This window comes from Bacillus sp. DC4300-2b2, from assembly GCF_049895685.1.
Lineage (GTDB): Bacteria > Bacillota > Bacilli > Bacillales > Bacillaceae > Bacillus > Bacillus safensis.
Genome location: NZ_JAFCSW010000001.1, coordinates 104,063 through 128,191, shown reverse-complemented (window position 1 = coordinate 128,191; position 24,129 = coordinate 104,063). Strand labels below are relative to the sequence as shown.

Here is a 24,129-nt window from a genome sequence, read left to right as displayed (position 1 = left end):
AATTGGAGCAGAACTCGCTATTATTGTTAAGGGAACTAAATATTAATTTTTTATGAATTTTTGTCGGATACGGTCAAATGCTTTCGTTTTATGTAGGTGAAAGTTCAGATTTTCACATACTTATTTTTTTGTTTAAATTTCATAAAATGCCGCAAAGCGGTTGAGAATAACGATATGTAATTCTTTATCCGTTTTACAGCAAATTTAAAAAAGGTGGATGTGATTCCAGTGAATAAACCGAAAATCGTTGTATTAGGTGCAGGTTATGGCGGATTAATGACTGTAACAAGATTAACAAAACAGCTTGGCACAAATGATGCGGACATTACTCTTGTGAACAAGCATAATTATCATTACGAAACAACATGGTTACATGAAGCAAGTGCAGGTACTCTTCATCATGACCGCTGTCGTTATCAAATCAAAGATGTGATTAACAGTTCCCGTGTCAACTTTGTACAAGCAACAGTTGAAAGCATCGATAAGGAAGCGAAGAAAGTTGTGACATCAGATGGCGAACTTTCTTATGACTACCTTGTTGTTGCACTTGGTGCTGTTCCTGAAACATTTGGTATTGCAGGACTGAAAGAATATGCATTCTCAATCTCTAACATCAACTCTGCTCGTCAGCTTCGTGAGCACATCGAGCTTCAATTTGCTACGTATAATACGGATGCTGAAAAACGTCCAGAGCGTTTGACGATCGTTGTCGGCGGCGCAGGATTCACAGGTATTGAGTTCCTAGGTGAGCTTGGAAACCGTGTGCCTGAGCTTTGCAAAGAGTATGACATTGATCAAAAAGACGTGCGTATCATCTGTGTAGAAGCTGCACCAACAGCTCTTCCTGGATTCGATCCAGAATTGATCGACTATGCGATGAACTACCTTCAAGGTAAAGGTGTTGAGTTCAAAATCGGTACAGCGATCAAGGAATGTACGCCTGAAGGTATCATTGTTGGAAAAGACGATGATACAGAAGAAATCAAAGCTGCAACTGTTGTTTGGGCTGCAGGTGTACGCGGTAACCCAATCGTTGAAGAAGCTGGTTTTGAAAACATGCGCGGCCGCGTAAAAGTTTCTCCAGATCTTCGTGTACCAGAAAATGATGATGTCTTCATCATTGGTGACTGTTCATTGATTATCAATGAAGAAATCAACCGTCCATACCCACCAACTGCACAAATCGCTATGCAGCAAGGTGAAACAGTAGCGAAAAACCTTGCAGCACTAGTAAAAGGCGGTTCTCTTGAAAGCTTTAAGCCAGACATCAAAGGAACAGTTGCTTCTCTTGGTGAACACGACGCTGTAGGTGTTGCGTTTGGTAAAAAACTTCAAGGAACAAAAGCTTCTGCAATGAAGAAAATCATCGACAACCGTTCTTTATTCATGGTTGGCGGACCAGGACTTGTTCTGAAAAAAGGAAAATTCAAGTTCTTCTAAACCGTCATAGACAAAAACGTGTATCCTCGTGATACACGTTTTTTTTATGAGATGTGGTATATTTTCTCACTTGGTCATGGACAGTAAAATATGTTATGATAAATTATCAGAAAATTTAGATTAAGGAGTGAGCAATATGAATGCACAAACAAAGGAAAAAACATCAACCTGTCAATATTGTTCAGGAAAAGGGTATTTTCAGCTATTGCTCGGCGGATCTGAAACGTGTGAGGAATGTAAAGGGACAGGAAAGAAGCGTTAAGCGATCTGCTTTTTCCATTGATTGACTTCATCTCTATTTCCAAGTTAAACTAATGATGGGATATTTGGGGGTGGAGATGAAGTGATCAGTTTACCAGTCGTTATCATTTCAGTTATTTTATTTTTCGTGTTATTCTTCGGCATTGGTTTTTTGCTCAATATGCTGCTGAGAATGTCATGGATTATGGCTATTTTATATCCAATTGTATGCCTTTTCATTATTAACAATCAAAAGATGATCGCTTATGTAAGAGAGCCTGGCACTGCTTTTTCAGGAATAGGAGACCGGATCGTCTCACTCGCTGCGGCAGATATCATCATCTTATTAAGCGGCCTGATCGGTGCGATCGCATCAGGTTTTGTCATTAATGCACTTCGAAAAAGAGGGTATCAAATGTTTTAACTCACTTGTGGACACGCAAGTGGGTTTTTTTGTTTCTCCTTTGCATAGTTTCCATTTTGTTTGGAAACAAATAGATGGGTAGAGGAGTGACAAATAGAGATGAAAACATGGATGAAACGATTGTTCATGACAGCCCTATTCATGATTGCACTTTTGACAAGCTTTACGGGCATATCTGGAGTCGAACCAAGTGATTTAGCTGCGTGGGTGAAAGAGACCGATGCGGGCAAGCAAGTATCTTCTTTTTTTCAGCAGCCAAAAAGGGAAACGATGGCACTTAAAAGTGAAGACATGCGGGCTGTTTCTCTCGAAGAAGCGTTTAATTGGAACGATTACCCGAAGCAGAAGGTTGTGGCAACCGGCTATACAGCAGGTGTGGAATCAACAGGCAAAACGAAGGAACATCATGCATATGGCATTACATATTCAGGCGTCAAAGTGAAACGTGATTTATATTCAACAGTGGCAGCCGACCCATCCGTTTTTCCGATTGGAACGGTGCTGTTTATCCCAAACTATGGCTACGGCGTCGTTGCAGATACCGGGAAAGCCATTAAAGGTCATAAGCTTGATTTATACTATGAAACCGTTGATGATGTGTATAGAGAATGGGGTAAAAAAGTGCTCGATGTGTATATCATCAAAAAAGGTGAAGGGACGTTAACGGAAAAAGACTTAAATCAACTCAATGAAGCAGAATCGATGCAAGTATTCCGTCAGCAGTTTCAAGCCAATAAAGAATAAAAAAGCTTTGGGCCATTTAAGGTCCAAAGCTTTTTCACTTCTACATGAAGTAATAATCTAAGATGAGTGTCAGCAAGATCCCTGTTAAGCCGCCGAAGAAGACTTCAATCGGCTTATGACCAAGAAGCTCTTTTAATTTCTTTTGCTTTTCTTTTTCTTCCGCATTTGGGAAATTCTTTGCTTCGGAAACAAATCGGTTAAAATCTGTTACGAGCTTGTTGAGAACAGTCGCCTGTTCTCCTGCCTGTCTGCGAACGCCTGTCGCATCAAACATGGTAATAATGGCAAAGATAGCGGAAATGGCAAAGATAGATGTATCTAGCCCGTGCTCTAAAGCCACTGCTGTGGAGAGTGCTGTTACTGCTGCGGAGTGTGAACTTGGCATTCCGCCTGTGCTTGTAATGAGCGACCAATCTAGTCGTCTAGAAATAATAAATTGAATCGGTACTTTTACAAATTGTGCAAAAAAGATGGCTGCTAGGCTGGCAAGCAGCGGAAAATTCGTCAGTACGCTCATGAACAAGAAACATCCTCTCTTTAAGAAAAAATATCGTGCGAAATGATGGACTAAAAATCCTAGTATGATAAAAAAATGATAGCAGTAAAAAATGCTGCCAAGTCCATGTTCATTATAACATTAAAGAAACTAGATGTGGAACGAGGAGAACACGGACAGGCTGCTTAGGTTTTCACCGCTTTTTCATGATGCCCTTCCACGTGTGAAAATATAAATGTTCAACAAGTAAAGACAGACTGGCAATGATCGTATAGGCACGCAAATTTTGATATAATAGAAGTTCCAATGTGAAAAATGGAGTTCATTAAGGAGCGTGTGATAAATATGTTTTTCTCGACAAATGAATTGCAGCATAAAGATACACTGGCGATCGGACTTTTTCAAAAGAGCCAATTATCAGGAAAAGCAAAAGAAATGGATGAATTACTTGAAGGAAGAATCACTGAATTATTAAAAGAAGGCGACATTTCATCCAAACGAAATCAGCTTTCGAAGTTTTTCCCATCCCCTGAAACAGGCATCAAACGCATTTATTTTGTCGGGCTTGGGAAGGAATCAGATTACACGTTTGAAGAGGCAAAAGAAGTGTTTGCCCATTTATTTAAAAAGCTTCATCAAGATAAAAAGCAAGCGGTTTCTGTCTTGCTGGATACGTTTGTTGGAAAGGATCTGCCTGCCCAAGATGCAGCCCATGCCCTTTCTGAAAGCTGCCTTTTAGCTACATATGAATTGCAGGATTTTAAACATAAAACAAATGAACCAGATCGCTTTATCGAGTTTGTTTATGCAACGACGGAGCATGATCAAGCTGAAATTCAGGCGAGTCTGAAAGTCGGTGAAGTGTACGGACAGTCAGTCAATTCGGCCCGTACCCTTGTGAATATGCCGCCGAACATGCTCACATCCTCTGATCTGGCTTCGTATGCGGCAGAGCTTGCATATAAATATGAATTTGAAATTGAAATTTTAGATAAAGAACAAATGGAAGAGCTCGGAATGGGCGGTATTTTAGCCGTCAATAGAGGCTCAACAGAACCGCCAAAACTCATCGTGCTGAAATATCAAGGCAAGGAAGAATGGACAGACGTCATTGGTCTTGTCGGTAAAGGCATCACGTATGATACCGGTGGCTACTCTTTAAAGCCAAGAGCGAGTATGGTTGGCATGAAAACAGATATGGGCGGCTCAGCCTCTGTTTTAGGTGCAATGGAAATCATCGGGGAACTTCGCCCAGAGCAAAATGTCATTGCGGTCATCGCCTCAACGGATAATATGATTTCCGCAGACGCTATGAAGCCGGACGACGTCATTGTGTCACTAAGCGGTAAAACAATCGAAGTGCTCAATACAGATGCAGAAGGCCGTCTTGTTTTAGCAGATGGGGTGACATATGCGAAGCAGCACGGTGCCTCTGTCCTTGTAGATGTGGCCACATTAACAGGCGGTGTCATTGTGGCGCTTGGAAATGAGACAACAGGCGCGATGACCAATAACGATGAGCTGTACGCTCAGTTTAAAGAGGCATCAGAAGAATGCGGTGAAATGATCTGGCAGCTGCCAATCACGGAAAAAGATAAGAAACGAGTACGAAACAGCAAAATGGCGGATCTCAATAACTCACCAGGCCGTGATGGTCATGCGATCATGGCAGGTGCTTTCATTGGCGAATTTGCAGAGGAAACGCCTTGGGTTCACTTAGATATTGCAGGCACTGCAACAACAGAAAAACCTTCATGCTTTGGACCAACAGGGGCAACAGGTGTGATGGTGAGATCACTCGCAACATTTGTGGAACGATTTGAAGCAACAAAATAAAGGAGAAGGCTCTGCCAAGTGGCAGGGCTTTTTTTATGTAGGACATACGCCATTTGACGAAGTTTTTTTTCTATGGTAACATACGTTGGTACTTTAATTATCTACTACATTAGTAAACTAAAGGATTTCGGAGGTTTCACCATGAATGCAGTTGTTTTAGCGGTTGTTTTAATGTTGATATTAAGCTTGCTGCGGGTCAATGTCGTGATTGCGCTGGCAATAGGCGCTTTAGCTGGCGGACTTGCAGGTGGATTAGGCTTGGGAGGAACAGTGGACGCCTTTACGGATGGACTCGGAGGAAATGCAACCGTGGCGATTAGTTATGCGTTATTAGGGGCATTTGCTGCGGCGCTGACGAAAACAGGTCTTCCAGATGCCATGGTTGAAGGAGCAGTGAAGCTTCTAGGAAAAGAAGGCGATTCAAGACGGAAAACACTATCAAAAGTGCTTATCGTTCTTGTCATTTTGATCGTGTCTTGTTTTTCACAGAACGTCGTTCCTGTTCATATTGCCTTTATCCCAGTCTTAATTCCGCCGTTATTAAAGGTGTTTAACGAACTTCAAATTGACCGCAGACTGCTAGCCTGTGTCATGACCTTCGGACTCACTGCACCATATATATTACTTCCAGTCGGTTTTGGACAGATTTTCCACGGAATGCTTCGTGACAATATGAAGGAAGCGGGTCTGACTGTAGACTTAGCAGATATTCCATATGCAATGCTGATTCCTGTTGCGGGTATGGTTCTTGGATTGATCGTTTCCATTTTTGTATATCGAAAGCCGAAGGTATATGAGGATCGTGAAATTACAGACGTAGAAAAATCGGCTTATACGAAAAAAAGCTTATTCTTTGCCGGTCTTGCTATTCTCGTTTCGTTGATTGTCCAGCTTTATCTATCGCAAAGCCTTGGCGTAGAAGGAATGATCTTCGGTGCACTCTCAGGACTGCTTGTCTTGTTTGTGACTGGAATGATGAAACGCGGTGAAGCAGATGAACTGATTACATCTGGAATGAATATGATGGCTTTTATCGGTTTTGTCATGCTTGTTGCCGCTGGATTTGCGAACGTTTTAACAAAAACAGGAGACATTGAATCTCTTGTCAAAGCATCTTCCCAATTTATCGGCAACAACCAGAGCCTTGCAGCGATTTTAATGCTGCTCGTTGGCCTGCTTGTGACAATGGGGATCGGATCATCATTTGCAACGATTCCGATTATTACAACCATCTTTGTTCCACTTTGCTTACACTTAGGATTTAGTCCAATGGCTACCATTGCTATTATTGGTTCTGCTGCGGCTGTTGGGGACGCAGGTTCACCTGCAAGTGACAGTACGCTTGGACCAACATCTGGATTGAATATGGATGGACAGCATCACCACATTTGGGGAACTTGTGTCCCGACTTTTATCTATTATAATATTCCGCTTGTACTGTTCGGCTGGCTGGCAACGATTATTCTGTAAAATGCAAAGCTTGTAGAGAAAACGATGATGTTTTTTCTATAAGCTTTTTTGTTGTTCGTAGATGAAAAATAATTAGGACAAAAGTATGAATTAAATGAATCTTTCTTCCTCTATATTACGTATATATGCTGATAAAAATGAAAAGGGGAAGATGGGATATGTCATTTTTTAAAAAGCTAGCGGCAAGTGCTGGGATTGGTGCAGCAAAAGTAGATACCATTTTAGAGAAAAACGCTTATTATCCAGGACAAGAAGTAAAGGGAACTGTCCATGTAAAGGGCGGAAAAATTGCTCAGGACATCCGCTATATCAATGTCAAGATTCAAACACAGTATGTGATTGTGAAAGATGATGAAGAGCATAGAAAATATGTGAATATCTTTACTTTACGGGTGACGGATTCTTTTACCATTCAGCCTGGAGAAAAGCATGAATTTCCGTTTTCATTTATTCTTCCTATCGATACCCCGATGACGATCGGAAAAGTAGAAATTGCAGTAATGACAGACCTTGATATCCAAGGCGGAATCGATAAATCTGACTATGACCGCATTTTCGTTGAAGCACATCCTTGGGTGAGAAATGTACTGGAGGCCACTAGAAATCTTGGCTTCCACCTGAACGAAGCAGACTGTGAGCAAGCACCTTACTTTCAGCGGCGCCTGCCATTCGTCCAAGAATTCGAGTTCATTCCGACATCAGACTACTATCGCTATATGCTTGATGAGCTAGAGCTGATTTTTCTGATAGATGAAGGCGGCTTAGACATTGTTTTTGAAGTCGACCGCAGAGCAAGAGGCCTGAGAGGATGGCTCGAAGAGATGTATAATGAAGGAGAACAGCTTGCGCGCTACCGCTTCAGTCCATCAGATCTTGAAAATGTAGAAGTACTTGAAGGAATGCTAGAACAAATCATAGATCAATACGCTGAGTAATGATGAAAAAAGAGCCTGAATGATAACAGGCTCTTTTTTCTATGAAACAGCTTCTTGTTTTCGAAAGGATGTGGCTTTGGATACAGAGCGATAAATTTTAGGTGCCAGCATCGCAAGTAATATAGTCAATGCGTAATCTTTTACCATAAACCAGATCATAAAGAACCATGTGGTTTGATAGGAAATCGGTGCATTTAGCCATACATTTAATGCGAGGTATGTATAGGTCGTTCCAATCACATACATCACGGTCGTACCAGCAATGGCTGCAAGCAAAAAGCGGCCAAAGCCAGGATTATTTCTTTTTTCTAGAATGAATCCGGCAAGCCAGGCAGCAGGGAGGTATGATAATACAAAGCCGCCGCTTTTGCCTAAAATGACCCCAAAGCCCGCAGAGAACTGAGCGAATACTGGTGCACCAGCAATTCCAACCAAGGCATAGACAATCATAGCTAATGCCCCGAGCCGTCTGCCGAGTAAGAGACCGGCAAGCACACAAAAAAACGGCTGCATCGTAAGTGGAATTCCGCCGACCTGTAAAAACGGCACAATAGATGTGATATTGGCCCCGATAGCCATGAGTGCAGCAAACATTCCGACTAGCACAAAGTCAGCAGTTCGTGTCTTCTTTTGCATGATGTTTCCCCCTGTCTTATCTGTACAAATAGATTAAGGGGAAGAAGAAATTTTGTCAACTTGTTTTTATTTTGGGTTAACAATAAAAACCCGCCCATCAAGAGGGCGGGTAGTTGATTAAGCTTCGGTCATAAAAGTGGCATCGATGGCTTTGCTGACAGGTACGTAATCATAGCCGAGATCACGAGCGACCGCTTCGTACGTGATATGTCCGTTCATGACATTGACACCTTCTGCGATGGCGTTGTTTTCTCTAATGGCTTTTGCAGCGCCTTTATTCGCAATTTGCAGTGCATATGGAACAGTGACATTCGTTAACGCAACAGTTGATGTCCGCGGAACCGCACCTGGCATGTTGGCGACAGCATAATGCAATATGCCGTGTTTTTCATAAGTAGGCTGGTCATGGGTTGTGATATGATCAATGGTTTCGACAATGCCGCCTTGATCAATCGCTACATCCACAATGACAGAACCAGGCTTCATTTGTTTCACCATTTCTTCTGTCACAAGCGTTGGTGCTTTGGCACCAGGAATCAGCACAGCACAAATGAGAAGATCTGCCTCACTGACTGAATCTGCAATGTTGACAGGATTGGACATTAACGTTTTCATTTGATGGCCAAATTGGTCGTCCAGCTGACGCAGGCGTTCTGCGTTTACATCAATCAGGGTGACATCTGCGCCAAGTCCGATCGCCATTTTCGCTGCATTTGTTCCAACAACACCGCCGCCAATAATGGTGACCTTTCCCCTTGATACCCCTGGTACACCTGCAAGTAAAATACCCTTTCCGCCTTTTGGCTTTTCTAAAAATTGTGCACCAATTTGAGCAGCCATTCTGCCTGCTACTTCAGACATAGGTGTGAGAAGAGGGAGGGATCTTCCGTCCGTTACGGTTTCATAAGCAATGGCTGTAACGCCTTTTTGTTTTAATGCTTCAGCCAAGGAGGGCTCTGCGGCTAGATGCAGGTACGTAAATAAGATGAGTCCTTCTCTGAAATAAGGATATTCCTCACGTAATGGTTCTTTTACTTTCATGATCATATCAGAAGATGCCCATACATCTTTCGCCTGATCAAGAATCTCTGCACCAACAGATACATAATCGTCATCAGTGAATCCGCTTCCAAAACCAGCGTTTGTTTCAATTAAAATCTGATGTCCAGCTGAAAGCAATTGAGAAGCTGCTCCTGGTGTTAATGCCACTCGGTTTTCATTGTTCTTAATTTCTTTCGGAATGCCGATGATCATGTTTATTCCTCCTATACTTATCTATTGATATTGTATGTCTAGTGTATCCTGAAAGTTTAGAAAATTCTTCGGTTGAAATAAAAAATAAAAAAACGCCTCTTTGTGAAATTTCACAAATGGACGTTTTTTAGCTTCATATCAAGGTATATGGTCATTTTCTCATTCATGTTTTTTAAATCAATTTCTGCGATGTCTGTAATCCGTTTTAATCGATAATTTAAGGTATTGATGTGGATATTTAATTGCTTTGCGGCAATATTGGCATTGCTGTCACAGTCAATAAACCGTTCAAGTGTTTCGACAAGGTTGGAATGATGCCTCAGGTCGTAATCCTCCAGCTTCGATAAAGAGTAACTGGAGTAAGAAGAGCCCTTTCGCTTCTCAGCAAGCACATCAAGGTATTGATAAATGCCTAGTTCAGAAAAGCTGTTTAAACGTTCTGTTTCAACTGGAAAGCGTTCTTTCGTTTTTAATACAGCCAGTGCCTCTTTATAGGAAGGCTGAATTTGAGAGATGTTATCGTAAATTCCTCCAATTGCTGCCTGAACATGCTGAATATGATACCGGTCCGCAAGCTGCTGCAGCATGCCGCTTGTGAATTGTTTAATATCTTGAAGCGGATGTTCTGTTTTTGGGGAGACAAGAATAATGAATTCGTGAAAATCAACAGTCGTTAACAATACCTGTACTTGCTGTGTTGTTTCAAGCAGATAGGACAGCTTTTTTTCTGTCTCCTCTGTGAGTTCGTCACGAAGACGGAAGATGATGATGGCATATGTGTCTGGACATCTGATGCCAAGTCTTAAAAAAAGGTCAAGCATCTCATCCTTTTCATGAATATGACCCGTGAGCATTTTCCAGAAAAGCTCCTGATTGCGTTCCTCTGTTTTCGTTTTTCGAATTTGTAAATTGAGTAATTTGTTTTTCACGGCATGTGCTGCCATTTTGAGAAGGTCCATTTCTTCTTCTGAAAATGGCTGTGCGGATTCAATCGCCCAAATAAATCCGAGCACTTCTTTGTCCTTCCAGATGGAAATGGCGACCCTGCTAGATAAACCCACCTCTGCAATTTGAGGGACACGAAGCGGTTCGTCTGTTTTAAGGAGTGTAGGAATGATGCCGTCCTTCCAAAGCCGATTGATGACTTTTTCCGGTACCCGGCGGGAGATAATGGTTGAAGTTCTGGCAGGATCAGTAAAATCATTGTGTGTGCTATATGCCAATAATCGATGATGAGTATCTTCTATAGTAATAGGGCAATTGAGCACATCACTAATTTGGTCTGCCACATCCTCTAAACGATCAAGACTATACTTAAACGGATCTGTCTTTTTTGTCATAAAAAACCCCTGCTTTTTCGAATATTTCACGTACTTACATTATGAAGAGAATGAGGTACGTAAATCAACAAAAAACTGCCATAAACTTAAAAAAACAAAAAGTGTGAGAAGCAAGCAAATGGATGCTGAAGCACGATGAAAAAGAAATAGTACAATAATAACGTAGTAAAAAATCAATAGGCGGAAAGGTTCATCGAAGTGAGCGGATACTTATTAAGAATATATGACCAAAAAATTGTTAAATACTAGATAAAGAGCGAAAAAACAGTAATTCTATAGACTCATTTTGTAAAATAAAAACAGATTTGTTTGACTGTGTATCATTTCTGTTTTTATAATAATAACGTCAAAAAATAAGTGGATTAGCCCATTATATGGCGGCTATGCACGGGAGGTAATGAGGAATATGTCAGGAATTATTCGCGTAACCCCAGAAGAACTAAGAGCGACCGCTAAGCAATATGGTGTTGAAAGTCAAGAAGTGTTAAACCAAGTTGATCGTCTAAATAGAATGATCTCTGATTTAAAAGGAATGTGGGAAGGTGCTTCTAGTGAAGCATTTGCTGATCAATACGAACAGCTTAAGCCTTCATTTATCAAAATGTCTGATCTATTAACAGATGTCAGCAATCAGCTTGATCAAACGGCAAATACACTTGAAAGCACTGACCAAGACATCGCAAGCCAAATCCGCGGCTAATCAAGGGGATTTCCTTTCTAAGTGTGAAAAGCAGAAACAGCGCCGAGTCTGTCAATGGATGCCGGCGCTCTTTCTATTTTGTGAGGTGGAAATTTGTGTATATCGATATTACCATCGACTTAAAAAATTATGATGGCAGTGTGTTTGATTTGAGACTATCAAATTATTTACATATTAAACAAGTCATCCATATCGCCTGGCAGGCAAAACAAATCTCGCTTCCAAAGCGGGAAGGCGGATGGGTGCGAGTAGTCAATAAGAAAGCTGTGTTTTCAGGCGAATATAAGCTGTCAGACTGTGGAATTACCACAGGAGACAGGCTGGAAATACTATGAAAGGACTTTTGTAAATGGCAGATAAAAAGAGTTCCTATTTAGAAGAACAATTAGAAGCAGTCATGAAAAAAGAGGGAGGCACCTATACCTTTATTTTTCAAAAAGAGACAATTAAACTCTTAGACGGTTTAGAAGCGGCACCGATCAAAGACATCAACCCTTCATTTCAGAAAGAGATTCAATTAACCGAAGATGAGGTCATCATTTCTATACAACCGCCTCCTGCCTATCAGGAATTTCGTTTCATCCATGCAAAGGATGAAAAAAGTAAATGGATTTTTTCATACCAGCTTGTCGATGCAGTTCTTAAACACGATGTGAAGCGGCTGCATCCTATTGTTTCTCCTGAAAACATTGTTTTTCATCAAGGCTTAGCTCCTGCATTTTTGCATTATGGAGTCAAAGAAAGCCTCCCGCCATATGAAACTGATGAACATCGCCTGTTAAAAGAGGTCAAGGCCGTCGTTCTTCGAGTGGTTGACCATGAATATCAATTTCAAGAATATGTGGCTTACAATGAAACGTTGAAATTATCTGAGCTGGCAAAAGAAATTAGTGAAACGAAGTCGCTGGAAGAGTTGTCAGCTTTGATTGAGCAAAAGATCAAAGCAATCGATACGAAAGAAAAAACGCTCTTAACCATCCCTAAAAAGAAATGGAAGATTGAGCGATACATCGGACTAGGTCTACTTGTCCTATTAATCCCTGCATTGGTGTACACCATTTATACCTTCTTTTTTGCCATGCCAAAACAAGAAGCATACGTCGAGGCAAACAAATATTATCTCAACAAGCAGTACAGTCAAGTGGTGGATACGTTAGAGAAGTATCCAGCCAATAAAATGCCAGTCTCTCTTCAATATGAACTGGCCATTTCGTATGTACAAACGAATCAAGGCAGCCTCTTACTTGATCAGCATAAAAAAGAAATCACAGAAACGTACACATTGCAGACAGATCCGCAATACTTCCTATTCTGGATTCATATTGGACAAGGCAATAGCAAGGAAGCACTTGATATTGCACGGGTGCTTGGAGACGACAGGTACATATTCACGGCACTCGTCGCCTACCGCAATGAAATTCAAAACGATGACAGTCTTTCTGCTGAAGAAAAACAAAAACAGCTAGATCCAATCATTAAAGAAATGGCGAAATATGAAGAAAAAGAAACAACTGAGACAAGCACAAGTGACTCATCGGGCGAAAGCCAAGCAGATGAAACAGCTGAACAAAAAGAGCAGTCAAAAGCCGATCAAGAGAAAAAAGAGAAAGAATCTGAAGCGAAAAAGAAAACCTCTCAGACAAAAAAAGATGAGAAAAAATAATTCTTTCGATACAACTGACAGTTGGTGCTGTCCGATGAGGAGGTGGAGCGTTTGAGTCTTCTTTGGGTTTTTTATGAGGAGGATTATCAAACCGTCCGTTTAGATGAGCAGTTCAATCGAGAAGCTCTGATTGGACCAGAAATAGAGCATACGGTGACAATCCCTTCACTTTCATTTGATGAAGGGACAATTCGTTTATCTCCTGATGAACCGAATGATGGTTTTACTATTTATCAGGGAGATGAGAAGAAAGGCAAATTACTTCCACATGAACCATATCAGCTTGGTTCACTCACATTTATTTTAATGGATGCACATCATGATCAGCATATTTATTACCTAGGAAATAGAGTTGAGCTGTCTTTTTCACGTGAAGAGAAAGATGAGATCGATGTGTGGAAAGAACAAGCTCATTCCATGTTTCAAGATGCCAGCCAGTTCACTTTAGAGAAAATCGAAGGAACATGGTATGTCATGCCTCAGGACGAGACGATTTACGTGAACGGAAAGAAAATCAACGGTCCAGAGAAGGTTTATGCCGGAGATGAGCTGTTCTGGAACTTTCTGACGGTGACATTTATAGATGATGATTTATTAAAGGTGACAGCTTACGAACCCTTTCAAACACGCTTGGAAAAAACAAGACCGCCAAGCACCGAAACAAAACAAAAATACCCTTCATACAGACGTACACCGCGTTTGATTTATGATTTACCAGATGACCGGGTATCCTTTAGTTTTCCTTCGCAGGAGAGTGAAAATAACAGCAGAGGGCTTTGGCTTGTTGTCCTTCCGCCGCTTGTCATGCTCCTTGTGATGGGGATTGTCGCCCTTATCCAGCCGCGCGGAATCTTTATTGTCGTGTCGATGGCGATGTTTATCATGACGTTAATTACATCGTCCGTTCAATACTTTAAAGAAAAATCACAGCGCAAAAGACGAGAAGAGAAGCGGCAGCGAGTCTATTCTCTTTATTTAGAAAATAAGCGGAAAGAGCTGCAGGAGCTGTATGACCGCCAGCAATATATTTTGACATATCATTATCCGTCATTTGAACAAATGAAGTATTTAACATCAGAAATCAGCGGCCGCATTTGGGAAAAGACACTTGTGAGTGACGACTTCTTGCATCTGCGTCTTGGAACGGGAGCAGTCCCATCAAGCTATGAATTATCGATGAGCGGCGGCGATATGGCCAATCGAGATGTTGATGACTTAATGGAACAAACGCAGCACATGCAAAAAGTATATCGTGAAGTGAAGAATGTCCCGATTACATTCGGCCTTGCGGATGGTCCAACAGGATTAATTGGGAAGCCTGCGATTGTGAAAAATGAGCTTCATCAGCTTGTCGGACAGCTTGCTTTCTCGCACAGCTATCACGATTTGAGATTTGTCTTTATCTTTCATGAGCAGGAGTATGAGAATTGGGAATGGATGAAATGGCTTCCGCACCTCCAGCTGCCTCATACATATGGCAAAGGGTTTATTTACAACGAACAAACACGCGATCAGCTGTTGTCCTCGATTTATGAAATTTTACGTGAGCGTGATTTAGAAGAAGAAAAAGAGAAGAAAATCTTTACGCCTCATTTTGTGTTCATCGTGACAAATCATGAGCTCATTGCCGAGCATGTGATTTTAGAATACTTAGAAGGCAGCCGGACAGATCTTGGTATCTCCATCATCTTTGCAGCAGAAACAAAGGAAAGCTTAGCTGAAAATATTTCGACGCTTGTCCGTTATATTAACGAAGAAGAAGGAGATATTCTCATTCAGCACAAGAAGGCAGTACGAATTCCGTTTCAACTTGATACACATCAGCGCGGGGACAATGAACTGTTTGCCAGAACCTTGAGAACATTAGATCATCAAGTTGGCATGACCAATTCGATTCCTGAGACGGTCTCATTCCTTGATCTTTTCCATGCCAAACATGTAGATGACATTGGCATTCGTGAAAAATGGCTGACTTCAGAAACGGCCAAATCATTATCAGTGCCAATCGGTTATAAAGGGAAAAACGACATTGTCGATCTGAACCTGCATGAAAAAGCACACGGCCCGCACGGACTATTGGCGGGAACAACGGGATCAGGGAAAAGTGAATTTTTACAGACATATATTTTATCGCTCGCTGTACATTTTCACCCGCACGAAGTTGCTTTCCTGTTGATTGACTACAAAGGAGGCGGAATGGCACAGCCGTTCCGAAATATTCCTCATTTACTTGGAACGATCACCAATATTGAAGGCAGCAAGAACTTTAGTGAAAGAGCGCTTGCCTCAATTAAAAGTGAATTGAAGAAAAGACAGCGGCTGTTTGATCAGTATCATGTGAATCACATCAATGATTATACGAAGCTCTACAAGGAGAAAAAGGCTGAGCAGGCAATGCCTCACTTGTTCTTAATCTCTGATGAGTTTGCTGAATTAAAAAGTGAAGAGCCAGACTTTATTAGAGAGCTTGTCAGTGCTGCACGTATCGGCCGAAGCCTCGGGGTCCATCTGATCTTAGCTACCCAAAAGCCAGGCGGGGTCATTGATGATCAGATTTGGAGTAACTCCCGTTTTAAGGTCGCACTAAAAGTGCAAGATGCGTCAGACAGTAAAGAAATTTTGAAAAATAGTGATGCAGCGTCCATTACCGTCACAGGCCGCGGTTATTTACAAGTGGGCAACAATGAAATTTATGAATTGTTCCAATCGGCTTGGAGCGGTGCACCATATATGGAGGATGGCTACGGCTCAGAAGATGACATTGCCATTGTGACTGATACAGGTCTTATTCCGTTATCAGGAGTAAGCACAGAGCCAGCAGTGAAAAAAGAGACAGTGACGGAAATTTCTGCTGTTGTGGATGAAATTGAACGTATGCAGCAAGAGCTTGGAATTGAGAAGCTGCCAAGTCCATGGCTTCCACCGCTTGAGGAACGTATTCCAAAAACACGTTATGCGTCGAGTGAAGAGCATGTCTTCCATTTTGCGCTTGTCGATGAACCAGATCAGCAAAGCCAGCATCCACTTTCTTATCAAATGATGGAAGATGGGAACATTGGCATCTTTGGTTCCTCCGGCTATGGCAAATCACTTGCTGCTACAACACTATTGATGAGCTTTGCGGAGAGGTATTCACCTGAAGAATGGCACGCATATATTTATGACTTCGGAAACGGAACATTGCTTCCGTTAGCCAAACTGCCGCATACGGCGGATTATTTCTTAATGGATCAGATGAGAAAAATTCAAAAATCAATGAAGCGTCTGCGGGAAGAGGTTGAATATCGCAAGCGATTATTCAGACAGCAAGAAATGAGTCATATCAAAATGTACAATGCCTTAAATGAGAAAAAGCTTCCGTTCATTTTTATCGTGATTGACAACTTTGACATTGTCAAAGACGAAATGCATGATCTCGAATCTGAATTTATTCAGCTGAGCCGTGACGGACAATCACTAGGTATATACTTCTTGATTACGGCGACCCGGGTAAATGCAGTGCGTCAATCGCTGATGAACAATCTGAAAACTAAGATTGTCCATTACTTAATGGATCAAGGAGAGGCGTACTCGATTATTGGCAGACCGAAATTCAGTTTAGAGCCGATCCCAGGACGAGTGATTATCAACAAAGAGGAGCTTTATTTTGCGCAAATGTTTTTGCCAGTTGAAGGAGAGAATGATCTCGAATTGTTTGAGCATCTGAAACAAGAGATACAGCTTCTTCATGACCGCTTTGAAGCAGCCGAAAAACCAAAGCCTGTGCCAATGCTTCCTGATAAGCTGACAGTTTGGGAGCTTGAGAGTCGTTTAGATGAACAAAAACCGCCTTATAACATTCCAGTCGGATTAGATGAGGAATCTGTGGCACCTGTTTATTTTGACTTGAAAAAGAATAAACATTGCCTCATCATCGGTCAAACGCAGCGCGGGAAAACAAATGTGACAAAACTGATGCTTGAGCAGCTTTTAGTAGCAAAGCCTGAAAAACTGGCTGTCTTTGATTCAATTGATCGAGGTCTATCCCATTATGCAAAAGAAGAGAACATTGATTACCTTGAAACAAAGGATGATATCACGGAATGGGCAGAAGAAATGGACCGCTTATTCAAGGTGCGGGAAGAGATGTATGTCGAAGCTGTACGCCGAGGAGAGACCGATCAGCTGTCATTTCCTCAAATTGTGCTTGTGATTGATGGCATTACGCGTTTTCAGCAGACGATCGATCCGCGTCTTCAAGATCAATTGGCTGATTTCATGAAGTCATATGCACACTTAGGCTTCAGCCTGATTGCATCAGGGAATCATACCGAGTTCAGTAAGGGCTATGATGCACTCACAAACGAAATCAAACAAGTTCGTCATGCCATGTTACTCATGAAAAAATCAGAGCAAAACATCATGCCGCTTCCGTATGCAAGACAAGAACCGGAAATTCAGCCCGGCTTCGGCTATTTGGTTGAAAACGGGAAAGAGAAGAAAATCCAGGTTCCTTTATGTGCGGTAGAAAGGAAGAGTGTTCAATGACAGAGCAGCAAAAAAGCTCCATCAAAATCATATCCACCATGATATTAATTCTTGTGCTGCCGGTTTTATTTTTCCACCTGATTGGAGATGATCCGGCAAAGCAGAAGAAGAATGCCACACGTAATATTGCGGTGGTCAATGAGGATATGGGAGCGAGTGAAAGTGAAAACACGGCTCGTTTCGGACAGGATGTTGTGGCAGCATTGTCAGAGCGTCCTGATTATACATGGACTGTAGTGAATCGCAGTGCGGCGGAAAATGGACTGAAAAACAGAAAGTATGACGCTGTCCTCTATATTCCGTCTGACTTCTCTAAAAATGTGCTGAGCTATGATAAAGACCATCCTGAAAAGGCGTCCATTCAATTTTCGATTCAAGATCAGCTCAATGCAGTCAATAAAGAGAAAGTGCAAAGAGAGCTAGAAAATGCGCAAAAGAAAATGAATGAACAGATGTCGACGTTATACTGGAGTTTTGTATCACAGGAGATTGGCAATGTAAGAGAAGAGTTTGAGCATATTGTCGGCAAAGAAGTCGAATTCCAAAACACGATGTACAATTTCTATAAGCCGAACTCGAACAAACTATCAGATGCCGTACAGCAGCAGAAGAAACAAATAGAAGAATTAAAGAATGCAATGGCCGATTCACAGAAACAATATAAAGACGGCTTGAGTACAACAGAAGAAGCAAATAACCAGTTAAAGGACTTTGTGAAAGTAGTCGATCAATACCAGCAGTATCAAGACAAACAAAAGGATCTCTTGATCAAAGCGCAATCAACAAACCAAAAGCAAATCCAGCAAGGGCTCAAACAGCTCGCTGACATTCAAAACCAAAATGTCCGCAGCTTTAGTGATCAAATGGGTGGACTCAAAACAGACATCAACGGGGTACAAAGTCAGCTGAAAACAACTGACAGCGCCATCCAATCTGTTCAAAAGTCGAGAGAAGAGGCTATTCCTAAGCAATCAACGGGATTAACGGAACTTGTGAAGACGTCTCAGGAAGAACTGATTAAAAAGTATGAAGAGCGTTACTTAGAAGATTATCGAAATAAAATATCAGCCCTGCAGACAAAGCTATTAGCAAAAAGGCAAGAGTTAATGGACGAGCCGGAACCGCCAGTTGATTCTGATGATGACGGGCCATCAGACCAAGATAATGAAAACCCAGAAGAGATTGGGATTAACTTAGATGAAGAAACAAATGAACTCTCACAAATTTCAATAGAGATGAACGAGCTTGCGGATCAATTAGGAGAACAGGAAACACCGCCTACGACTGAAGATGGGGAACAAGGTGAAAGCGGTGAAAATCCTGCTCAGCCAGATACCAGCAGTAAGAATTCATCGCAGGATGACCTAAAAGCACTCTCAACTCGCTTAGATGAAGTGAAAAAGAAAATTCAAGAAAAAGCTGCTGCTCATAATGACGAATTGAAAGACAAAGTGAGTCAAATGAGTAAAGAGCTTGAGAGTCTGACGAAAAAAGTAGATAAACTTGAAAAGATGATTCTATGGTTACAAGATCGATATAATGTCATTCCAAATGAAATCAAAAATCAGGAATCATCCATTGTAAGCAAAGTAAAAGAGCTGAAGCGCAGGAACTCACCGATTAGTAATGTCTTTAGCGATAATCTTTTTGAGAAAAAATTCGAAACGAAATCAACAAGAACTAAAAAATTAATGGACTATTCAAATCAACTCTCTCAGCTAGAGCTAATGATCACAAATGTCTATCAACCATCTAATAACTCTTCTCTATATGACACTAAAGGAGAAGAAATCCAATCCATCCTCTCTATCAAAAAAGAAGAAACAGAAAACTGGGATAAGCTCAAAAACCAGATGCTGACATCAAACGATGATGTGTCTACTTTTATTGATGAGATGCAGAAGTTCTCAGATGGCTATGCAGAGTACATCACGACTCAGCAGGCAAGCATGGAACAGGAATTACAGACAATTGCTGAAAGTGCGGACAATGTAGCTGAGCAAATGGCTGATCAAGGAGATGCGGTATATACAGCAGACCTTGCAGGCAGTTCAATTGTTGTCAGTGCACAGGATTCAATTGGTCAGGAAGTACTTCGTCTTTCTGAAAATATGAGTTCGTTAACCGACCGCCAAAAAGGGGTGGCGGATTATACGAATAACATTGAAGAGAGTGTGACAACGGTTCAAGAAAAAGCAGATACGCTGAATGAAAACTGGAGCAAGAATGTCGACTCTACAAAACTTGTTCAGCAAGATTTAAAAGGTATTTTAGGAAATACATTAAGTGATCAAGGCAACAGCAACTATGTGTATAACCATTTAGCCAATCCACTGAAAATCAGCGGCGATGTGCCGGAAGAAAAAACGCAGACTGTACCACCGGTGGTCATTTTGGTCATTGTGATGATCAGCAGTTTGTTAATTGGCTTTTTCAGCTCGTATTATGCGTCAGCTCCGATGCTGGTCAAAGGTGCACTGTTTGGCATCTTGAATCTATTAGTCGGACTTATGATCAGCTTGTTTGGACTGAACATTTACAAGCTTGCAGATGATCAAGCCATTCAATGGTCGATCTTCACCATTTTGTTATTGGTGGCGTGCTCTGCCTTTATTCGCACGGCCTTCCTTTTCGGTTCCATTGCCGGATGGATGGCAGCAACGGCGCTTATTTTCTTCTTTGTCGCACCGTTAATTGATTTGGTAATGCCGAATTTCCACTTTACCAATCCAGTGACAGACGTGTACTTGTCGATCCAATATGGAAATGGAGACACCTTTGGAATGGGCGTCACAGGGTTAGTGATTTTAACTGTCCTTTTCATGGTCGTACCGCTTGTGAAAAAGCTATGGAAAGATAAAACAGAGGAACGTGATGTGACTCATGAAGCTTAATCTATTCGTGAAAGGGGCGGCACTCGCTGCCGTTTCCCTTTTTCTCCTCATCCCTGCCGCTTTTGCTGCTGGTGAAGATACGGATACGAATGTCAAGCCGAATGAATATCAGGAAAAGGAACTTAATATTAACTCGAGTATGTTGAGGGATCAAACGAAATACGAACAAAGCAAAACGACGTCAAAAATCAAAACAGACATTCATTTTGCTGAACCGCCTAAAGCCCCGGGCGGATCTCTTTCTCCGCAGCTTTTCAGTGATCTAAAAGAGAACCCGCCCAAAACACCAGCTCGTATGATGAATGAGATGAATATCTCTTTTAGTGATTCGGCTGTATCAGCACCTTCTGAGGATGAACATGAGAAGCAGACATCAGCACTGCTTCCGATTATCTTTGGTTTCTTGATAGCCCTTGGTCTCGTCGTGATGATTATCCTGATTCCAAAGGTGAATGCGAAGGCTGAAAAGAAATAGTTTGTCTCTTTTAAAAGAGGCAGGCTTTTCTTTATGCAGATTGCTTGATGTCATACCGTTTCACTACGTAAAATAGTGATATCAAGGGAGGAGATTGTCATTCGAATTTCAATCGTTACAGGCGGATCAAAAGGTTTTGGCCTAGCACTTGTGAACAGGCTGCTTTCACGTGGGGATCATGTGTACACAGCAGCAAGAAGTGCATCGCCGATATCCCATCCAAAGCTCACACATACTCAGGTTGATTTGACAAATGAAGAAGCAGCGGCCAAATGGCTTCAACATAGTCTCACGCCGCAAACTCTGGCAGATGCTGATGATATCTTATTCGTCAATAACGCAGGAATGGTTACACCTATCAAACGCGTTGGACAAGGCGGACAGGATACGCTTCATCAGCATTACAAGTTGAATCTTGTCATTCCTGTTTTGCTGAGCCATGTGTTTGCCAAGCAGACTCAATCATTTAACGGAAAGAAAACGATCGTTCATCTCTCTTCTGGAGCGGCGAAAAACCCATACAAAGGCTGGAGTGCGTATTGCAGTTCAAAGGCAGGACTCGATATGTTTATGAGGACTTTTCATGAGGAACAGCAGGACGAGGCGCATCCGATCAACACGTTTTCCTTTTCACCCGGCACGATCGATACAGATATGCAGGGAGAAATTCGGAAGTCATCAAAACAAGACTTTGAACAAATAGACCGTTTTCAGCAATTATATGAAACAGGCACACTGAAGAGTCCAGATGAAGTCGCAGGGATTTTGCTCGATCTTTTAGGTGATGATCCAGCTGGAGGATGTGTCTACGATGCACGTGAGTATGTGAAAAAGCAGTCATAACGACTGCTTTTTTCGTATTGTACAAGCAAAAACAGCTCATTTGACATAAGCTATTTTTGAGACTCATAGAAAATATAACAGAACATTTGAGTTTCTTTTCAGAATATGTTAGGATGCTAAAAATATAGATAAGGAGGGGTTTCCATGAGAAAGGTTACATTAATGGATGTTTACACCCATCCAGTCGCTCAAAAATATTTAAATCGTTCAGGTAAAGCCCATGCGATTGCTTGTGCTTATCACGCATTCAAACTGGCGGTGCAGGCTGGGATTAATCCAGATCTCGCTGTGAAAGCAGCCCTCTTGCATGACATCGGCCACTATGAATGGTATACAGCTGGCGGAGAATGGGATTACGAGACATATAGACGGAATGATATTCATGCCATTAAAGGCGCAGAGCGTGCTCACAAACTGCTCATACGCCTCGGTGAGGAACCAAAGGCAGCCAAAGATATTGCGCTTGCAATTCTGCTTCATACGGATTCATATTTGCCAGAGGGCGACCTTCATAAGGACACACTCCAGCAAATCGTTAAGAAAGCAGATGAAATGGATGAAGAGCCTGGCGGGCATCACCATTACAGACAAATAGACGAATCACTTGCGATGAAAAAAATCACGGAATTGGATCAGAAAGTGCAGCAGGCACTTCAGCCCATGAAACGTTCTGTTTAGTATGGATTGTCACCATGAATATTTCCATGCTGATCGACATACAATGTGCGAATAACGGTACGGTTAAATGCTGATGTACCTGATGCAGTGAGTCCAGTGTAATGAACCGTGACAGAATAAGCACCTTCTTTTTTCAATTGAACAGCTGATGAAGCAGTTGTTTTGAGTGGATGATCTTTTTGGGCATCCTTAAAGTAAAAGGTTTCTACTTTCTTGCTTAATCGTTTAATCAGACCGCTTGAATGGGTTGATGCCTCATCCCCTGATTTCGCTGCCTCTGCTTTGATTTCTTCATTTAATGGTGAATCAAAGGATACGAGCAGCAAATAAGGAGTCTTTTTTCCTGAATTTGATCGAATTGTCCATTTTCCAGGAACGGGTTTATTGATTTGCACATGGTGCGAAAATGCGCCTTCATATGGGAATGATGCTTCCGATGTCTTCAGATTTGTTAAGACGTCTCCATTTGGGGCGATGATTTCCGGCCGCGCCTCCTGCCTTTCATTTAACCACTGAATCGATAAGCCATTCGTTCCTTCCTCTACATAGAACGCTTCTGTTTTATCCTTTTCACTTTCTCCGCCTTTCACATAAACATCTGTATTCAGCTCAGTAGAGTTCGGGCTCTCTATATTTTCACTTCCAGTGCTTGCGGCATTTGCCAGCAGCTGATGCTGGAATACAGGGAACATGCTTGTGCCGTTTTTAATGGAGTTGTGATCCCATTTCCCTGTTAAAATATTGTTTGCATATGATAGTCTTGTGCTGCTTACCGTGACGGCGCCATCGTTTGCACCAAAGCTCTTTAAATACATGCCGCCTAAGTACAGCACCCCGCCAAATGTTCCCCATTCCGATCCCGAATAAGTGATGTATTTTTGAGGAAACTTCTCCAGCTTGTCGGTTTCACTTCGAAAAGCCGCCATGAGCCCCGTTTGCAAAGAATAGAGCGCATCGCTTTTTTGTCCAAGAATTTCCGCGAGCCAGCTTCCGCCCTTGCTATACGCTAAATCTGCCAGCGGCGTCCCGTAATGAGGGGAGCCAAGAGTGATGACCTTCTCTACATATGGATGGGCATTGTGATACACGAGTGCGGACTGTGTATCCACCCCGCCTTTACTATGACCAATCACAATGAGTTTTCGACCGAACACATCATAGATTTCTTTTAGCTTTTCTGCTAATAGTTTGCCATTCTTTTTCGTATCCTGGTCTGGATACAAATCTATGAATGCGCTTTCGTATCCGTTCAGAACAGCTTGCTTTGCCATGTCGTTTCGGTCGAACCATGTGGAGGAGGAGCTGTTAATGCCGTGAACAAAAACAAGTGGCGGTTTTGACTCGTCTTTTTGAACTGGCGCTTCTCCTTTAAACCACTTCCCCGGTGTCCCAGGTTCATCTCCAATTGATCCTGCATACGCATAACTTGCAAAGGAAAAAAAGAGCATGACAGCAGCGAGACAGATGAGTTTTTTCAAGATCATTCACCTCTTCAAATGATTTAAGTTGTTGGCAGCACCAATCTATTATACTT

Annotated in this window: 20 protein-coding genes; 15 read left to right on the top strand and 5 right to left on the bottom strand. The window is 41.8% G+C overall.

Features of this window, described 5'->3' with window-relative positions; translation table 11 throughout:
* Positions 1 to 222 precede the first annotated feature (222 nt).
* The 4 genes from ACP69X_RS00735 (at position 223) to ACP69X_RS00720 (ending at position 2,848) form a co-directional block, all read left to right on the top strand.
* A complete protein-coding gene (locus ACP69X_RS00735; RefSeq protein ID WP_024423350.1) occupies positions 223 to 1,440 on the top strand; it encodes an NAD(P)/FAD-dependent oxidoreductase in 1,218 nt (405 codons plus the stop codon).
* Positions 1,441 to 1,576: 136 nt separating this feature from the next.
* Positions 1,577 to 1,702, top strand: a complete 126-nt coding sequence (locus tag ACP69X_RS00730) for a YuiA family protein (RefSeq protein ID WP_157840088.1) — start codon at positions 1,577 to 1,579, stop codon at positions 1,700 to 1,702.
* A gap of 81 nt (positions 1,703 to 1,783) precedes the next feature.
* Positions 1,784 to 2,104, top strand: a complete 321-nt coding sequence (locus ACP69X_RS00725) for a YuiB family protein (RefSeq protein WP_039181171.1) — start codon at positions 1,784 to 1,786, stop codon at positions 2,102 to 2,104.
* A 99-nt stretch (positions 2,105 to 2,203) separates the two neighbouring features.
* Positions 2,204 to 2,848 carry a 3D domain-containing protein gene (locus ACP69X_RS00720; RefSeq protein ID WP_041088431.1) on the top strand — a complete coding sequence of 215 codons (645 nt, stop codon included), beginning with the start codon at positions 2,204 to 2,206 and terminating at the stop codon, positions 2,846 to 2,848.
* Positions 2,849 to 2,888: 40 nt separating this feature from the next.
* Here the strand turns inward: ACP69X_RS00720 and ACP69X_RS00715 are convergent, their stop codons facing one another.
* The gene (locus ACP69X_RS00715) at positions 2,889 to 3,365 is read right to left on the bottom strand and encodes a divergent PAP2 family protein (protein ID WP_024423347.1); all 477 of its coding nucleotides are present in this window, start codon (positions 3,363 to 3,365) and stop codon (positions 2,889 to 2,891) included.
* Between the two features lie 324 nt (positions 3,366 to 3,689).
* Between ACP69X_RS00715 and ACP69X_RS00710 the strand changes: the two genes are divergently transcribed.
* The 3 genes from ACP69X_RS00710 (at position 3,690) to ACP69X_RS00700 (ending at position 7,585) form a co-directional block, all read left to right on the top strand.
* Positions 3,690 to 5,180, top strand: coding sequence for a leucyl aminopeptidase (locus ACP69X_RS00710; protein ID WP_041088433.1), 1,491 nt, complete (start codon positions 3,690 to 3,692; stop codon positions 5,178 to 5,180).
* Positions 5,181 to 5,321: 141 nt separating this feature from the next.
* Positions 5,322 to 6,650 (top strand): Na+/H+ antiporter family protein, encoded by a 1,329-nt coding sequence (locus ACP69X_RS00705; protein WP_041088435.1) that lies wholly within the window; start codon positions 5,322 to 5,324, stop codon positions 6,648 to 6,650.
* A gap of 158 nt (positions 6,651 to 6,808) precedes the next feature.
* Entirely contained in the window at positions 6,809 to 7,585 is a 777-nt protein-coding gene (locus tag ACP69X_RS00700; protein WP_041088437.1) for a sporulation protein, read from the top strand.
* A gap of 39 nt (positions 7,586 to 7,624) precedes the next feature.
* Here the strand turns inward: ACP69X_RS00700 and ACP69X_RS00695 are convergent, their stop codons facing one another.
* The 3 genes from ACP69X_RS00695 to ACP69X_RS00685 form a co-directional block, all read right to left on the bottom strand.
* Positions 7,625 to 8,221, bottom strand: coding sequence for a biotin transporter BioY (locus ACP69X_RS00695; RefSeq protein ID WP_426052328.1), 597 nt, complete (start codon positions 8,219 to 8,221; stop codon positions 7,625 to 7,627).
* Between the two features lie 117 nt (positions 8,222 to 8,338).
* Positions 8,339 to 9,475 (bottom strand): alanine dehydrogenase, encoded by a 1,137-nt coding sequence (gene ald, locus ACP69X_RS00690; protein ID WP_426052327.1) that lies wholly within the window; start codon positions 9,473 to 9,475, stop codon positions 8,339 to 8,341.
* A 110-nt stretch (positions 9,476 to 9,585) separates the two neighbouring features.
* On the bottom strand, positions 9,586 to 10,815 hold the full coding sequence (locus ACP69X_RS00685; RefSeq protein WP_024423341.1) for a PucR family transcriptional regulator: 1,230 nt from the start codon (positions 10,813 to 10,815) through the stop codon (positions 9,586 to 9,588).
* Positions 10,816 to 11,221: 406 nt separating this feature from the next.
* Between ACP69X_RS00685 and ACP69X_RS00680 the strand changes: the two genes are divergently transcribed.
* The 8 genes from ACP69X_RS00680 (at position 11,222) to ACP69X_RS00645 (ending at position 22,595) form a co-directional block, all read left to right on the top strand.
* Positions 11,222 to 11,515, top strand: a complete 294-nt coding sequence (locus tag ACP69X_RS00680; RefSeq protein ID WP_003213769.1) for a WXG100 family type VII secretion target — start codon at positions 11,222 to 11,224, stop codon at positions 11,513 to 11,515.
* Between the two features lie 95 nt (positions 11,516 to 11,610).
* Positions 11,611 to 11,850 carry an EsaB/YukD family protein gene (locus ACP69X_RS00675; protein ID WP_003213579.1) on the top strand — a complete coding sequence of 80 codons (240 nt, stop codon included), beginning with the start codon at positions 11,611 to 11,613 and terminating at the stop codon, positions 11,848 to 11,850.
* Positions 11,851 to 11,864: 14 nt separating this feature from the next.
* Entirely contained in the window at positions 11,865 to 13,178 is a 1,314-nt protein-coding gene (gene essB / locus ACP69X_RS00670) for a type VII secretion protein EssB (RefSeq protein ID WP_041088444.1), read from the top strand.
* Between the two features lie 51 nt (positions 13,179 to 13,229).
* On the top strand, positions 13,230 to 17,705 hold the full coding sequence (essC, locus tag ACP69X_RS00665; protein ID WP_426052326.1) for a type VII secretion protein EssC: 4,476 nt from the start codon (positions 13,230 to 13,232) through the stop codon (positions 17,703 to 17,705).
* On the top strand, positions 17,702 to 20,599 hold the full coding sequence (gene esaA, locus ACP69X_RS00660; protein WP_338527344.1) for a type VII secretion protein EsaA: 2,898 nt from the start codon (positions 17,702 to 17,704) through the stop codon (positions 20,597 to 20,599). The genes essC and esaA overlap by 4 nt, the downstream gene beginning before the upstream one ends.
* The gene (gene essA / locus ACP69X_RS00655) at positions 20,589 to 21,074 is read left to right on the top strand and encodes a type VII secretion protein EssA (RefSeq protein WP_426052325.1); all 486 of its coding nucleotides are present in this window, start codon (positions 20,589 to 20,591) and stop codon (positions 21,072 to 21,074) included. Before esaA ends, essA begins: the two co-directional genes overlap by 11 nt.
* Before the next feature lie 99 nt (positions 21,075 to 21,173).
* The gene (locus tag ACP69X_RS00650; protein WP_041088661.1) at positions 21,174 to 21,917 is read left to right on the top strand and encodes a (S)-benzoin forming benzil reductase; all 744 of its coding nucleotides are present in this window, start codon (positions 21,174 to 21,176) and stop codon (positions 21,915 to 21,917) included.
* A 144-nt stretch (positions 21,918 to 22,061) separates the two neighbouring features.
* On the top strand, positions 22,062 to 22,595 hold the full coding sequence (locus ACP69X_RS00645; protein ID WP_024423336.1) for an HD domain-containing protein: 534 nt from the start codon (positions 22,062 to 22,064) through the stop codon (positions 22,593 to 22,595).
* Here ACP69X_RS00645 and ACP69X_RS00640 read toward each other — a convergent pair.
* Positions 22,592 to 24,079, bottom strand: a complete 1,488-nt coding sequence (locus tag ACP69X_RS00640; RefSeq protein WP_426052324.1) for an esterase/lipase family protein — start codon at positions 24,077 to 24,079, stop codon at positions 22,592 to 22,594. The genes ACP69X_RS00645 and ACP69X_RS00640 overlap by 4 nt on opposite strands.
* Positions 24,080 to 24,129: the final 50 nt, after the last annotated feature.

Bases quoted from the DNA above. Each gene is read 5' to 3' on its own strand.
- ACP69X_RS00730 (WP_157840088.1), top strand. From the start codon at position 1,577: ATGAATGCACAAACAAAGGAAAAAACATCAACCTGTCAATATTGTTCA.
- ACP69X_RS00720 (WP_041088431.1), top strand. From the start codon at position 2,204: ATGAAAACATGGATGAAACGATTGTTCATGACAGCCCTATTCATGATT.
- ACP69X_RS00715 (WP_024423347.1), bottom strand. From the start codon at position 3,365: ATGAGCGTACTGACGAATTTTCCGCTGCTTGCCAGCCTAGCAGCCATC.
- ACP69X_RS00710 (WP_041088433.1), top strand. From the start codon at position 3,690: ATGTTTTTCTCGACAAATGAATTGCAGCATAAAGATACACTGGCGATC.
- ACP69X_RS00705 (WP_041088435.1), top strand. From the start codon at position 5,322: ATGAATGCAGTTGTTTTAGCGGTTGTTTTAATGTTGATATTAAGCTTG.
- ACP69X_RS00700 (WP_041088437.1), top strand. From the start codon at position 6,809: ATGTCATTTTTTAAAAAGCTAGCGGCAAGTGCTGGGATTGGTGCAGCA.
- ACP69X_RS00695 (WP_426052328.1), bottom strand. From the start codon at position 8,221: ATGCAAAAGAAGACACGAACTGCTGACTTTGTGCTAGTCGGAATGTTT.
- ald (WP_426052327.1), bottom strand. From the start codon at position 9,475: ATGATCATCGGCATTCCGAAAGAAATTAAGAACAATGAAAACCGAGTG.
- ACP69X_RS00685 (WP_024423341.1), bottom strand. From the start codon at position 10,815: ATGACAAAAAAGACAGATCCGTTTAAGTATAGTCTTGATCGTTTAGAG.
- ACP69X_RS00680 (WP_003213769.1), top strand. From the start codon at position 11,222: ATGTCAGGAATTATTCGCGTAACCCCAGAAGAACTAAGAGCGACCGCT.
- essB (WP_041088444.1), top strand. From the start codon at position 11,865: ATGGCAGATAAAAAGAGTTCCTATTTAGAAGAACAATTAGAAGCAGTC.
- esaA (WP_338527344.1), top strand. From the start codon at position 17,702: ATGACAGAGCAGCAAAAAAGCTCCATCAAAATCATATCCACCATGATA.
- essA (WP_426052325.1), top strand. From the start codon at position 20,589: ATGAAGCTTAATCTATTCGTGAAAGGGGCGGCACTCGCTGCCGTTTCC.
- ACP69X_RS00645 (WP_024423336.1), top strand. From the start codon at position 22,062: ATGAGAAAGGTTACATTAATGGATGTTTACACCCATCCAGTCGCTCAA.
- ACP69X_RS00640 (WP_426052324.1), bottom strand. From the start codon at position 24,079: ATGATCTTGAAAAAACTCATCTGTCTCGCTGCTGTCATGCTCTTTTTT.